At 70.7% G+C, this 12,947-nt stretch carries 13 protein-coding genes; 6 read left to right on the top strand and 7 right to left on the bottom strand.

The window, feature by feature from the left end:
* Positions 1 to 33 precede the first annotated feature (33 nt).
* On the bottom strand, positions 34 to 696 hold the full coding sequence (locus ACIOHP_RS18790) for a hypothetical protein (protein WP_401889172.1): 663 nt from the start codon (positions 694 to 696) through the stop codon (positions 34 to 36).
* Between the two features lie 121 nt (positions 697 to 817).
* On the opposite strand from ACIOHP_RS18790, the gene argC reads away from it, so the two are divergent.
* Genes argC through ACIOHP_RS18765 form a run of 5 tightly spaced genes read left to right on the top strand, consistent with a single transcriptional unit; the run spans position 818 to position 5,652 of the window.
* Positions 818 to 1,846 carry an N-acetyl-gamma-glutamyl-phosphate reductase gene (gene argC, locus ACIOHP_RS18785; protein ID WP_401888708.1) on the top strand — a complete coding sequence of 343 codons (1,029 nt, stop codon included), beginning with the start codon at positions 818 to 820 and terminating at the stop codon, positions 1,844 to 1,846.
* Complete coding sequence (gene argJ, locus ACIOHP_RS18780; protein WP_401888706.1) at positions 1,843 to 2,994, top strand: bifunctional glutamate N-acetyltransferase/amino-acid acetyltransferase ArgJ; 1,152 nt, start codon at positions 1,843 to 1,845, stop codon at positions 2,992 to 2,994. The genes argC and argJ overlap by 4 nt, the downstream gene beginning before the upstream one ends.
* Positions 2,991 to 3,899 carry an acetylglutamate kinase gene (gene argB / locus ACIOHP_RS18775; protein WP_361553122.1) on the top strand — a complete coding sequence of 303 codons (909 nt, stop codon included), beginning with the start codon at positions 2,991 to 2,993 and terminating at the stop codon, positions 3,897 to 3,899. The genes argJ and argB overlap by 4 nt, the downstream gene beginning before the upstream one ends.
* The gene (locus tag ACIOHP_RS18770; protein ID WP_401888703.1) at positions 3,896 to 5,092 is read left to right on the top strand and encodes an acetylornithine transaminase; all 1,197 of its coding nucleotides are present in this window, start codon (positions 3,896 to 3,898) and stop codon (positions 5,090 to 5,092) included. The genes argB and ACIOHP_RS18770 overlap by 4 nt, the downstream gene beginning before the upstream one ends.
* 20 nt (positions 5,093 to 5,112) lie before the next feature.
* Positions 5,113 to 5,652, top strand: a complete 540-nt coding sequence (locus ACIOHP_RS18765) for an arginine repressor (protein ID WP_361553116.1) — start codon at positions 5,113 to 5,115, stop codon at positions 5,650 to 5,652.
* A 106-nt stretch (positions 5,653 to 5,758) separates the two neighbouring features.
* On the opposite strand, the gene ACIOHP_RS18760 is transcribed toward ACIOHP_RS18765, so the two are convergent.
* The 6 genes from ACIOHP_RS18760 to ACIOHP_RS18735 form a co-directional block, all read right to left on the bottom strand.
* On the bottom strand, positions 5,759 to 6,496 hold the full coding sequence (locus ACIOHP_RS18760) for an FAD:protein FMN transferase (protein ID WP_361487115.1): 738 nt from the start codon (positions 6,494 to 6,496) through the stop codon (positions 5,759 to 5,761).
* A gap of 55 nt (positions 6,497 to 6,551) precedes the next feature.
* Positions 6,552 to 7,343 (bottom strand): FMN-binding protein, encoded by a 792-nt coding sequence (locus tag ACIOHP_RS18755; protein ID WP_361553113.1) that lies wholly within the window; start codon positions 7,341 to 7,343, stop codon positions 6,552 to 6,554.
* Positions 7,344 to 7,382: 39 nt separating this feature from the next.
* Positions 7,383 to 8,765 (bottom strand): ferredoxin reductase family protein, encoded by a 1,383-nt coding sequence (locus ACIOHP_RS18750; RefSeq protein WP_361553110.1) that lies wholly within the window; start codon positions 8,763 to 8,765, stop codon positions 7,383 to 7,385.
* A 125-nt stretch (positions 8,766 to 8,890) separates the two neighbouring features.
* On the bottom strand, positions 8,891 to 9,592 hold the full coding sequence (locus ACIOHP_RS18745; protein WP_401888700.1) for a L,D-transpeptidase: 702 nt from the start codon (positions 9,590 to 9,592) through the stop codon (positions 8,891 to 8,893).
* A 3-nt stretch (positions 9,593 to 9,595) separates the two neighbouring features.
* Positions 9,596 to 10,180 carry a pyridoxamine 5'-phosphate oxidase family protein gene (locus tag ACIOHP_RS18740; RefSeq protein WP_361553104.1) on the bottom strand — a complete coding sequence of 195 codons (585 nt, stop codon included), beginning with the start codon at positions 10,178 to 10,180 and terminating at the stop codon, positions 9,596 to 9,598.
* 133 nt (positions 10,181 to 10,313) lie between these two features.
* A complete protein-coding gene (locus tag ACIOHP_RS18735; RefSeq protein WP_401888697.1) occupies positions 10,314 to 11,195 on the bottom strand; it encodes a hypothetical protein in 882 nt (293 codons plus the stop codon).
* Between the two features lie 212 nt (positions 11,196 to 11,407).
* On the opposite strand from ACIOHP_RS18735, the gene argH reads away from it, so the two are divergent.
* Positions 11,408 to 12,838, top strand: a complete 1,431-nt coding sequence (argH, locus tag ACIOHP_RS18730) for an argininosuccinate lyase (protein ID WP_361487128.1) — start codon at positions 11,408 to 11,410, stop codon at positions 12,836 to 12,838.
* Positions 12,839 to 12,947: the final 109 nt, after the last annotated feature.

The raw sequence follows: 12,947 nt of genomic DNA, 5'->3' as shown, positions 1-12,947 counted from the left end.
ACCGGCCCGCACCCGCCGGGCCTCCCGTGTCCCTCAGGCGTCCTTGCGGCGCCGGAACCAGCCGCGCCCGGGCGGCGGCGGGTGGGGGAGTGACTGCGGGGCGCCCGGCCCGTCGAACGGCGGCAGGGCCTTGAAGCGGTCGTCGAAAGTGATCGTGGGCGTGATCCGGTACAGGGCGGCGCGCACGAGGGTGAGCGGATGGTCGGGAAACTGGGCGTCCCACTGCTCGTGGTCGCCGACGTGGTACGGCAGACCGCCCGTCTGTCCCCCTGTATAGGGGTGGGGCCGGAAGTACTCGGCCGGGCCCACCTGCGCCATGATCATGGCCTCCCGCATCCCGGTCGTGGCCCCCTCGGCGGCCTGCACCTTCACGACCGTGCCGGCCCCTGCCCTCGGCACGGTCCAGGAGCCGAGGAACGCCTGCCCGGGCCGGCTGCCCAGCGGCATCTTGACCAACTGGCGCACCGCCGGGATGCCGTCCACGGAGCCGGGCACCGCCTCGATCAGCCCGCCACCGGCCCCGGCCACGAGCTGGGCGAGTCCCGCCCCGAGCCGTTGCGGCTCGTCCAGCGCGGCGGGCAGGTCCGGGACCAGCGGGAAGAAGTGGACCGACAGAACGAGCCCCGCCGCGTCGGTCCACACCCCCGGCTCACGCTCGGTGAAGCCGGTCAGGTCCAGGCCGGTTATCGGTGTCATGGCGATCACCGGGCCGAGGTTACGCGGCCCCTCGGCCAGGGCAAAGATCGCTCCGGACCATGCATGGATTGCATAAACGTGCATCGAAACGTATAGTCATGCCATCCAAGAGGAGGATTCCATGGCGGTACGTGCGGCAGTGGCCGGAGCGAGTGGGTACGCGGGCGGCGAAGTCCTGCGGCTGCTCCTGGCGCACCCCGAGGTCGAGATCGGCGCCCTGACCGGCAACTCGAATGCCGGGCAGAAGCTGGGCGCGCTCCAGCCGCATCTGCTGCCGCTGGCCGACCGCGTACTCCAGGAGACCACGGCCGACGTTCTCGCCGGTCATGACGTCGTCTTCCTCGCCCTGCCTCACGGCCAGTCCGCCGCCGTCGCCGAGCAGCTCGGTCCGGACGTCCTGGTCGTCGACATGGGCGCCGACTTCCGGCTGAAGGAAGCCGCCGACTGGGAGAAGTTCTACGGCTCCCCGCACGCCGGCACCTGGCCGTACGGCCTCCCCGAACTGCCGGGTGCCCGCGCCGCGCTGGAGGGGTCCAAGCGCATCGCGGTGCCCGGTTGCTACCCGACCGCCGTCTCGCTCGCGCTCTTCCCGGCGTACGTCGCCGGACTCGCCGAGAACGAGGCCGTGATCGTCGCCGCCTCCGGGACGTCCGGCGCGGGCAAGGCGCCCAAGGCCCATCTGCTGGGCTCCGAGGTCATGGGCTCCATGTCGCCGTACGGCGTCGGCGGCGGCCACCGGCACACGCCCGAGATGATCCAGAACCTCAGCGGGGCGGCGGGGGAGCCGGTCTCCGTCTCCTTCACGCCGACCCTCGCGCCGATGTCCCGCGGCATCCTCGCCACGTGCACCGCCAAGGCGAAGCCCGGCGTCACCGCCGAGTCCGTCCGCGCCGCCTACGAGAAGGCCTTCGCCGACGAGCCCTTCGTCCATCTGCTCCCCGAGGGGCAGTGGCCGGCCACGGCGTCCGTCCACGGTTCCAACGCCGTTCAGGTGCAGGTCGCGTACGACGAGGCCGCCGGCCGCATCATCGCCATCAGCGCCATCGACAACCTGACCAAGGGCACCGCGGGCGGTGCCCTGCAGAGCATGAACATCGCCCTCGGACTCGACGAGTCCACCGGGCTTTCCACGATCGGAGTCGCACCGTGAGCGTCACGGCAGCCAAGGGATTCCAGGCGGCGGGCATCGCCGCCGGGATCAAGGAGAACGGCAACCCGGACCTGGCCCTCGTGGTCAACACCGGGCCGCGCCGCGCCGCCGCCGGCGTCTTCACCTCCAACCGTGTGAAGGCCGCCCCGGTCCTGTGGTCCGAGCAGGTGCTGAAAGCCGGCCAGTTGACGGCCGTCGTCCTCAACTCCGGCGGCGCCAACGCCTGTACGGGTCCCAAGGGCTTCCAGGACACCCACGCCACCGCCGAGAAGGTCGCCGACGTCCTCGGCATCGGCGCGGGCGAGGTGGCCGTCGCCTCCACCGGCCTGATCGGGGTGCTGCTCCCCATGGACAAGCTGCTGCCGGGCGTCGCCACGGCCGCCGAGGCCCTGAGCGAGCACGGCGGTGAGAAGGCCGCCATCGCCATCAAGACCACCGACAGCGTCCACAAGACGTCCGTCGTCACCAAGGACGGCTGGACGGTCGGCGGCATGGCCAAGGGCGCGGGCATGCTCGCCCCCGGCCTCGCCACCATGCTCGTCGTCCTCACCACCGACGCGGACGTCGAGAGCGACGTGCTGGACAAGGCGCTGCGCGCCGCCACGCACACGACCTTCGACCGCGTCGACTCCGACGGCTGCATGTCCACCAACGACACCGTGCTGCTGCTCGCCTCCGGCGCCGCCGAAGTCACCCCGGGGTACGACGAGTTCGCCGAGGCCGTACGGGCCGTCTGCGACGACCTCGGACAGCAGCTCATCCGGGACGCCGAGGGTGCCAGCAAGGACATCAAGGTCGAGGTGATCAACGCCGCGACCGAGGCCGACGCCGTCGAGGTGGGCCGCTCCATCGCCCGCAACAACCTCCTCAAGTGCGCCATCCACGGCGAGGACCCCAACTGGGGCCGGGTGCTCTCCGCGATCGGCACCACGCAGGCCGCCTTCGAGCCGGACCGGCTCAACGTCGCCATCAACGGCGTCTGGGTCTGCAAGAACGGCGGGGTCGGCGAGGACCGCGACAAGGTCGACATGCGCTACCGCGAGGTGCACATCGTCGCCGACCTGGCCGCGGGCTCCGAGACCGCCACCATCTGGACCAACGACCTCACCGCCGACTACGTCCACGAGAACAGCGCGTACTCGTCATGAGCACCACTCGTAAGCACACGGCACTGCCGAAGGCCCAGATCCTCATCGAGGCGCTGCCCTGGCTGGTCCGGCACAACGGCAAGACGGTCGTCATCAAGTTCGGCGGGAACGCCATGATCGACGAGGACCTGAAGGCCGCCTTCGCCCAGGACGTCGTGTTCCTGCACCACGCCGGCCTCAAGCCGGTCGTCGTGCACGGCGGCGGCCCGCAGATCAGCGCCGCCCTCGACCAGGCCGGCATCGTCAGCGAGTTCAAGGCCGGCCTGCGGGTCACCACCGAGGACGCGATGGACGTCGTACGCATGGTGCTGGCCGGGCACGTGCAGCGCGAGCTCGTCGGGCTCCTCAACCAGCACGGGCCGCTCGCCGTGGGACTCACCGGCGAGGACGCGCACACCATCACCGCCACCAAGCACCAGCCCGAGATCGACGGCGAGTTGGTCGACATCGGGCGGGTGGGCGAGATCACCGCGATCGACACAGGTGCCATCGAGGCGCTGCTCGCCGACGGCCGGATCCCGGTCGTCTCGTCGATCGCCCGTAGCCAGGACGACGGACATGTCTACAACGTCAATGCTGATACGGCGGCTGCGGCACTCGCTGCTGCTCTGGGCGCCGAAACCCTCATGGTCCTCACGGACGTCGAGGGTCTCTACGAGGACTGGCCCAACAGCGACGAGGTGATCAGCCGCCTCACGGCTTCCCAACTGGAGAAGCTGCTGCCGGAGTTGAGCTCCGGCATGGTCCCGAAGATGGAGGGCTGTCTGCACGCCGTACGAGGCGGCGTCACCACGGCCCGGGTCATCGACGGGCGGGTCCAGCACTCGATCCTGCTGGAGATCTTCACCGACGAAGGCATCGGCACGATGGTCGTGCCGGACGCCGAAGAGGGGGATGGGGAATGACCGGCACCGCGACCAACACAGAGCTCACCCAGCGGTGGCAGGGCTCGCTGATGAACAACTACGGCACCCCCCGGCTGCCTCTCGTCCGCGGTGAAGGCCTCAAGGTCTGGGACACCGAGGGCAAGCAGTACTACGACTTCGTCGGCGGCATCGCCACCAACGCGCTCGGCCACGCCCACCCGGCGATCGTCGAGGCCGTCAGCAAGCAGATCGCCTCCCTCGGCCACATCTCCAACTTCTTCATGGCCGAGCCCACCGTCGCCCTCGCCGAACGGCTCATCCAGCACTTCGGGCGGGACGGCAAGGTCTTCTTCTGCAACTCCGGCGCCGAGGCCAACGAGGCCGCCTTCAAGATCGGCCGGCTGACCGGGCGGACCCACATGGTCGCCACCAGCGGAGGCTTCCACGGCCGGACGATGGGCGCCCTCGCCCTCACCGGCCAGCCCGCCAAGCAGGAGCCCTTCCTGCCACTGCCCGGCGACGTCACGCACGTGCCGTTCGGCGACGCGCAGGCGCTGGCCGCCGCGGTCACCGAGGAGACCGCCCTCGTCGTCATCGAGCCGATCCAGGGCGAGAACGGCGTGATCGTCCCGCCCGCCGGGTATCTGAAGGCGGCCCGGGCGATCACCGCCGCCACCGGCACGCTCCTCGTCCTCGACGAGGTGCAGACCGGCATCGGCCGGACCGGCCACTGGTTCGAGTACCAGGCCCACGAGGGCGTCCTGCCGGACATCGTCACCCTCGCCAAGCAGCTCGGCGGCGGCCTGCCGCTCGGCGCGACCGTGGCCTTCGGCCGGGCCGCCGAGCTGCTCCAGCCCGGCCACCACGGCACGACCTTCGGCGGCAACCCGGTCGCCTGCGCCGCCGGGCTCGCCGTGCTCGACACCATCGCGAACGAGGGCCTGCTCGAGAACGTCAAGCGCCAGAGCGCCGCGCTGTCCGACGGAATCGAGGCACTGGGGCACCCACTGATCTCCCACGTCCGGGGCTCCGGCCTCCTCCTGGGTATCGTGCTCACCGAGCCGCTCGCGCCCCAGGCGCAGCAGGCGGCTCAGGACGCCGGTTTCCTGGTGAACGCGCCCGCCCCCGATGTCGTACGGCTGATGCCGCCGCTGAACCTCGGCGACGACGAGGTGGAGGCGCTGCTCCGGGCGCTGCCGGGCGTGCTGGACGTGGCCAACGGGGATGGATGAGCCGGAGAGATGAGACGTCGATGAGCCAGGCGCAGGATCACGAGCAGACCCACGGGCCTGCCGTACCGCAGACCCGCACCGCACGGCACCGCCGGATCGTGGACATCCTCAACCGGCAACCGGTCCGTTCGCAGAGCCAGTTGGCCAAGCTGCTGTCCGACGACGGGCTGAGCGTCACCCAGGCGACGCTCTCCCGGGACCTGGACGAGCTGAACGCGGTGAAGATCCGTAACAACGACGGCGACCTGATCTACGCGGTGCCGAGCGAGGGCGGGTTCCGTACTCCTCGGGCGCCGCTGGGGGAGTCCGCCAAGGAGGAGCGGATGCGGCGGCTCTCCCAGGAGCTGCTGATCTCCGCGGAGGCGTCCGCGAACCTCGTCGTGCTGCGGACGCCGCCGGGTGCCGCGCAGTTCCTGGCGTCGGCGATCGACCAGGCCGAGCTGCAGGACATTCTCGGGACGATCGCGGGTGACGACACGTTGATGTTGATCAGCCGGGATCCCAGCGGGGGGCAGGCGTTGGCCGAGCATTTGTTGCGGTTGGCTCAGAACGGCCACTGAGTGGGGTGGCGTCCGAGGTGTGCCGGGCGCGGGTGCTCCGTGGCTTGTCGCGCCCGCGCGGCGGAGCCGTAAATCGATACGGCCCCGCGCCCCTGGGCGGGTGCACTCAGCCCAGTCTTGAAGCCAGGCCGCCGGTGCACCGGACCTCGTCGCCCGCCGTGATCAGCAGCGCCTCCACGTCGGGCAGCGACTCCAGCCACCGCAAGCCCTCCCGCGACCCCATCGCGAACGCCGCCGTCGCCCAGCAGTCCGCCCAGGTCACGCTGGGGGTCACCACGGTCACCGCCACCAGGTCCGTGACCGCCGAGCGGCCGGTGCGGGGGTCGACGATGTGGGCGCCGCGCTCGGCCGTACCGGATGTCGCCACGGCCAGTTCGGTCGTCCCCGCCGCCGACACCACCGCCGCCAGGCCTCCCGGCCGCAGCGGATCCGCCACTCCCACCCGCCACGGCCGCTGCGGACCCGGCGTCCCCAACAGCTGTACGTCGCCGCCGCCGTTGAGGCTCACCCCGGTCGCCCCGGCCTCGGAGAGGGCGCGTGCCGCGCGTTCGACGGCCCAGCCCTTGACGATGCCCGTCGGGTCCAGGCGGCCCTCGTAGCGCAGGCTGAACCAGCCGTCGCTCGCTTCTTCCGCCTCGGCGCCCAGGGCCAGGACCGCGGCGACCTCGGGGTCGCAGTCGTCGACCGTCAGCTCGCCCCGGGCCAGCCGGGAGATCTGGCTGTCGTCGCGGTACGTGCTGAAGACGGCGTCGGCGCGGTGCAGACCCGCGACCGCCCTCGCCAGGGCCGCCTCGACGGCGGCCGGGTCCCCGCCGCGGACGTCGAAGGAGAAGACGGTCCCCATGACCTCCTCCGTATGACGTACCGCGGCGGGAGCTTCTGCCGGTTCGGCCACCGTGTCAGCCACCGGCCTGGTCCAGCGCCGACTGCAGGGACTGCTTGTAGCCGGCGCTCGTGTAGGTCGCGCCCGAGACCGCGTCGATGTCGGCGTCGCCCGCCGCCACCGCCGCCTTGTTGAGCTTCGGGATGGCGTTGCCGTTGACCTGGTCGCTCTGGCCGCCCTTGGGCTGCTGGACCGCCTCGGCCTTGGTGATCTTGCCGTTGGTGACGGTGACGCGGACCTGCACGGGCCCGTACTGGGTCTGGGAGACGGCGCCGGTGACGACCTTGGGGGCCGCGGCCTGGGCATTGCCCGCGCTCTCCGAGGGGGCCGGCGAGGACGCTCCCGACGAGGCCGCCGCGTTGCCCTTGTCGATGGCGGACTGGAGCGACTTCTTGTAGCCCTCGCTGGTGTAGGTCGCCCCGGACACCGTGTCGATCTGCGCACTCTGCTTGGCGAGCGTCGCCGCGTTGAGCTTCGGCACCGCGTTGCCGGTGATCTGGTCGCTCTGGCCGCCCTTGGGCTGCTGGACCGTCTCCGCCTTGGTGATCTTGTTGTTGACGAAGGTGATACGGACCTGGATGGCCCCGTACTGGGTGTCCACGGCGTCACCGGTTGCCGTACCGGTGGCCGCCTGGGCGCCGCCCTGAGCGGACTCCTGGGCCGCCGCGGACTGCTGTGGAGCCGCGTCGCCGGCCGCGGACGCGTCGGTTGCGGCGGTCCCCGGCTTCAGGGACAGCAGCACCACGATCCCGGAGACGGTGGCGACGCCGGCCAGGACGACACGCCGAAGGGGGTGACTCTTCCTCATCGCTTCAACAGCTCCCGAAGTCCTTGAAGTTCCCGTCGCTCACATCTCGAACGACTCGTGATGGATGCGGCGGGCGGGTACGCCCGCGCCGCGCAGTGCCTCGTACACGCCTTGTGCGAAGCCGGGCGGCCCGCACATGAAGACGTCGTGCTCGTCGATGTCCGGCAGCTTCTGCTGCAGCCGCTCCGCCGAGATGTCGGGCCGCTCGCCGTCCGGACTGTTGACCGCGTACATCAGCCGGGCGCCCCGCTCGTCGGCGATGGCGGCCAGCTCGTCCCAGAGCGCCAGGTCCTGGGTGCTGTTGGCCCGGTAGAGCAGGGTGATGTCACCGGACGCCCCGGGCAGCGTCTCGAACAGCGCCCGCATCGGCGTGATGCCGACCCCGCCCGCGACCAGCAGCACCTTGCCGCGGCTGCGGCGCTGGGCGGTGAGCGCGCCGTACGGGCCCTCGGCCCACACCTTGGTACCGGGCGTCAGCTCGCGCAGCCGTTCGGTGTGGTCGCCGATCGCCTTGACCGTGATCCGCAGCATGTCCGGGCGGGGCGCCGCCGACAGCGAGTACGGGTGTGAGCTGAACCGCATGCCCGGCGCCTTGAACCGCCAACGGAAGAACTGTCCCGCTTCCGCGCCCATCCGGTGCAGCTTCTTGCCGCCGATGAGCACCGACACGATGCCCGGCGTCTCTTCGATGACCGCCTCGACATACATCCGGTGCCGCAGGTTGAGACGGATCGGGGTGAGGATCCGGTACCAGACCACCAGCGCCGTGACCACGCCGTACAGCCCGTACCAGAAGGTCTTCGCGGCCGGCTCCACGGCGAACTCGTTGCCGGTGCTGATCTGGTGCCAGAACGTCAGGTACACGACCGCGTAGGTCAGCAGGTGGATGTGGTACCAGGTGTCATACCCGATGATCCGGCGGATCCCGCCGATCGAGAGGAACGCGATGACGAACAGCAGCAGGGTGCCGATGCCCGCCTTGCCCATGTCGGGCAGGGTGTTGACCGAGTCGATCGTCTGTTGGACCACGTCGCCGAGCGACTTGCCGGCCTGAAGCGCGTACGCCCACATGGTGAGGAAGACGTGCGCGACGACCAGGAAGATCGTGTAACGGCCGCTCATCGCGTGCCAGCGGGCGACCCGGTCCGAGCCCACCCGCCGTTCCAGGGCGGGCACCCGGGCCATCTGGAGCACCACGAGCGCCATGAGATATCCGGCGAGCAGACCGGTGATCCGGCCCGCGGCGAGGATCTTGGCGGTGTTGTCCGCGAGGGACGGTGTGTTGTCCCACCACAGCCACAGCACCGCGGCCGCGCCCGCCCATAGGGCGATCACCAGCGGGACGGCCGGGGAGCGGCGCGGGCGGATGCGGCGCATCGTCTGGCGGCGGGCGGCGCGGCCGCCTGCGAGCGTGGTGGTCACGGTTCCTCCGGGAGCGGGGCAAGGGGGGTGGCGTGGTCCCTTGGCCCAGAGGTACGTGCCGCGACGCCCGTGTGTTCAGAGCCCGGCAGAGTTCGAGGCGGACTCGAGTGACTCGTGGTAACCGCTCAGTACCGGGTGATCGCCGTACGTCCGCTCGTCGTGCCGATCGCGATGTGCGGAGCGTCGTCCGGACCGGCCCACCGGAGGATCCGCCGCATGGCGTCCGCGGACACCGACACACACCCCGCCGTCGCCCCGCTGCCGTTGACATGGAGGAAGATCCCGGCGCCCCGGCCGCGCACGGGCTCGGTGTAGTTGAAGCCGATGACCATGGCGTGGGCGTACTGCTTCTCGTACGAGATCAGATGCTCGGACTCGGCGGCCCGGCAGTCCTTGGCGCGGGGCTCGCTCCAACGGTTGTAGGAGCGGGAGTCGTTGTCCTGGCACCACCAGGATGTCTCGCGCACGGGACGGTACTTGTACGTCGTCCCGCGCGGCGCTGCTTTGATGCCGAAGGCGTACGGCAGGTGGTAGAGCCCTGTCGGTGTCGTGCTGGTGCCCTGCTCGCGCGAGGCTCCCTCGACGAGTCCGTTCGCCCCGAACCGGGCCTTGGCGGAACCGGCCCGCACCCACTGTCCGTCGCGCAGATCCCACCAGGTGAGCGTGCCGGTGGTCGAGCCGGCCTTCGCGGCGACCGCGGTGATCAGCTGCGTGCCGCCCCCGGTGTCGGCCATCCGGGCGGGCAGGGGCCGCCCGCCGCCGGGCACGGCACCGAGTACGAGAAGGGACGCGGACACGAGGGCCGTGGCGACGGCGGGGGAGCGCATGGCTCAGACCGTAGAGGGCGGCAGCGGCAGCGGCAGCCCGGGTAGGCCATCCAGGCTCGTGGCGATCTGCCGCTTGGCGAAGTAGGCGCTCAGCGATGCGTCGTCCTCGCGCGCGAAGCGCCTGGCGTGCAGATCGCGGTCCTCGTCGTACGTCATGAAGGGCACCGCGTAGCCGCAGGAGTCCCGGATCGTCTCGGCCGTCACGACGATGATCGCCCGCAGTCCGTGCAGGCCCGGGTCGATGTCCGGGAAGTGGCCGAGGAGTTCCCCGAAGCGCGGGTCGTCCCGCAGGACCGCCTCGCCGCGGCCGTGCACCCGGACGATGTTGGGCGGGCCCTCGAACGCGCACCACATCAGGGTGATCCGGCCGTTCTCCCGCAGATGCGCGACCGTCTCGGCGTTGGATCCCGCGAAGTCCAGGTAGGCGAAGGTGAGTTCGTCCAGAACCGCGAAAGAGCCCTTGAGGCCCTTGGGGGAGAGGTTGACCGTGCCGTCGCCGGAGAGAGGGGCGGTCGCGGTGAAGAAAATGGGCTGCGCCTCGATGAAGGAGCGCAGCCTGCCGTCTATGCGTTCATAGGTCTTTCCCATGTCTAACGATTATGGGTGCAACTCTTTCGCCTGTCTAATGAATTGCGGTATCCATCCGGCAGGCGTCCGCGCACGCATCGCCGTGGCCGCCCCGGCCGGCGCTGGAGTCGGGGCGGCCACAGCACCTGTCACGTCACTTCGTGAGCGTGCAGGCGGCGAGGGATTCCAGACCCTGCGGCTTCTCGGCGGTACGGCCGATGGAGATGGCGATGCGCTCGATGGCGGCGGTGCGCTTGCTGGCCAGCGGACCGACGATGGCGTTCTGGACGAAGTTCGGTCCGCCCTGGCCGACCGTGTTGACCAGACGCTGGTTGGCCTCGTCGATCTGCGTCTGCAGAAGGGCGAGGTTGCGGTCGACCTCGGCCTGCGCGGTCGCCGGGATCGCGGGGAGCTGGGAGGCGACGTCCGGGCAGGTGATGGTCCCGACGCCGGCGTTGCCCGCGTCCTCGCCCGCCTCGTTGCCCGCTTCCTCGGCGGCGTCCGACGCCGTGGCGCTCGGAGCGGCCTCGGCCTCCTCGCCGGCGCCGGCCTCCTCGCCCGCTCCCGCCTCTTCCTCGGCGACACCGCCCGCGTTGAGCGCGCAGGGCGCGAGCGCCTCCAGGCCCGCCGGGCGGTCGGCGGTGCGGCCGATGGCGGTGGCGATGCGGTTGACCACGGCGATCCGCTTGTCCTCCAGCGGGCCGAGGATGGCGTTCTGGACGAAGTTGGCCCCGCCCTGGCCCACGGTGTCGATCAGGCGCTGGTTGGCCTCGTCGATCTGCGTCTGCAGGAGGGTGAGATTGCGGTCGACCTCGGCCTGCGCGGTCGCCGGGATCGCGGGGAGCTGGGAGGCGACGTCCGGGCAGCTGATGGTGCCGGGGTCGGCGAGGGTCTGCGCGTTGGTCGTGCCGTTGCTCTTGGAGCTCTCTCCGGCGAGGGCGGAACCGGCGATGACCGCACCGGTCAGCACGAGGGCGGTGGCACCGCCGATGAACGCGACGCGGCGCTTGTTGTACTTCGGAAGAGCCCTGGACATGCTGATGCCTCACAAGGGTCGAGGGGTGTCGTCGTTGCTGTGTTGTACAAACGCGGCGCCTGCGTTCGGCGGGAAGTACGGGTAAGCGGTTTCCCGTGTTCAAAGGACTCTTGAATTCGTGGCCGAACCCGCCGCGATTGACGAATCATGCATTGCACTGCATACTCATGCATGACAGTGCAGGCGCCACACCCTCTCTAGGAGCAACGCAAGTGAGCAGCAACAGCGGTGATGTCCGGCTCTGGGGCGCCCGTTTCGCCGACGGTCCCGCCGAGGCCCTGGCGAAGCTGTCCGCGTCCGTCCACTTCGACTGGCGGCTGGCGCCCTACGACATCGCCGGTTCGCGCGCCCACGCGCGCGTGCTCCACAAGGCTGGGCTGCTCACGGACGACGAGCTGACGCGGATGACCGCGGGACTGGACCAGCTCGCGGCGGATGTCGCCGACGGTTCCTTCGTGGGCACGATCGCCGACGAGGACGTCCACACGGCCCTGGAGCGTGGCCTCCTGGAGCGCCTCGGTCCCGACCTCGGCGGCAAGCTCCGCGCGGGCCGCTCCCGCAACGACCAGGTCGCGACCCTCTTCCGCATGTACCTGCGGGACCACGCCCGGATCATCGGCGGCCTCGTCGCCGAGCTCCAGGACGCGCTGATCGGTCTGGCCGAGGCCCACCCGGATGTGGCGATGCCCGGCCGCACCCACCTCCAGCACGCCCAGCCGGTGCTCTTCGCCCACCATGTCCTGGCGCACGCGCAGTCCCTGTCCCGGGACGCGGAGCGGCTGCGGCAGTGGGACGAGCGGACGGCGGTCTCCCCCTACGGCTCGGGTGCCCTGGCCGGCTCCTCCCTGGGCCTGGACCCGGAGGCGGTCGCCGCGGACCTCGGCTTCGAGCACGGCAGCGTCGGCAACTCGATCGACGGCACGGCGTCGCGTGACTTCGTCGCCGAGTTCGCCTTCATCACCGCGATGATCGGCGTGAACCTCTCCCGGATCGCCGAGGAGATCATCATCTGGAACACGAAGGAGTTCTCCTTCGTGACCCTGCACGACGCGTTCTCGACCGGCTCGTCGATCATGCCGCAGAAGAAGAACCCGGACATCGCGGAGCTGGCGCGCGGCAAGAGCGGCCGCCTGATCGGCAACCTGACGGGCCTCATGGCCACCCTCAAGGCGCTCCCGCTGGCGTACAACCGCGACCTCCAGGAGGACAAGGAGCCGGTCTTCGACTCCTGCGACCAGCTCGAGGTCCTGCTCCCCGCCTTCACCGGCATGATGGCCACCCTGACGGTCCACCGCGAGCGCATGGAGGAGCTGGCCCCGGCGGGCTTCTCCCTCGCCACCGACATCGCCGAGTGGCTGGTCAAGCAGGGCGTGCCCTTCCGTGTCGCCCACGAGGTCGCCGGCGAGTGCGTCAAGGCCGCGGAGGCCGAGGGCAAGGAACTGGGCGACCTGACGGACGAACAGTTCGCGAAGATCAGCGCCCATCTGACGCCGGAGGTGCGGACGGTACTGAACGTGCCGGGCGCGCTGGCTTCCCGGAACGGCCGCGGCGGCACGGCGCCGAGCGCGGTGGCGGTCCAGCTTGCGGAGGTCAAGGCGGACGTGGCGGCACAGCACGAGTGGGCAACTGCCAAGAAGGCCTGAGGGAAGCGCCCCGAAAGGGGCGCGGGGAACCGCGCGACAAGCCACGAGCATCCGTACCCGTGATCGAGCCGCACGCCCCGAGCTCGTGGGCGCCCTGCTTCACCGAAGG

It is taken from the genome of Streptomyces sp. NPDC087859 (assembly GCF_044742595.1).
GTDB lineage: Bacteria > Actinomycetota > Actinomycetes > Streptomycetales > Streptomycetaceae > Streptomyces > Streptomyces canus_F.
Note: the sequence above shows the minus strand (reverse complement) of the source record. Positions and strands in the feature narration are given on the sequence as shown.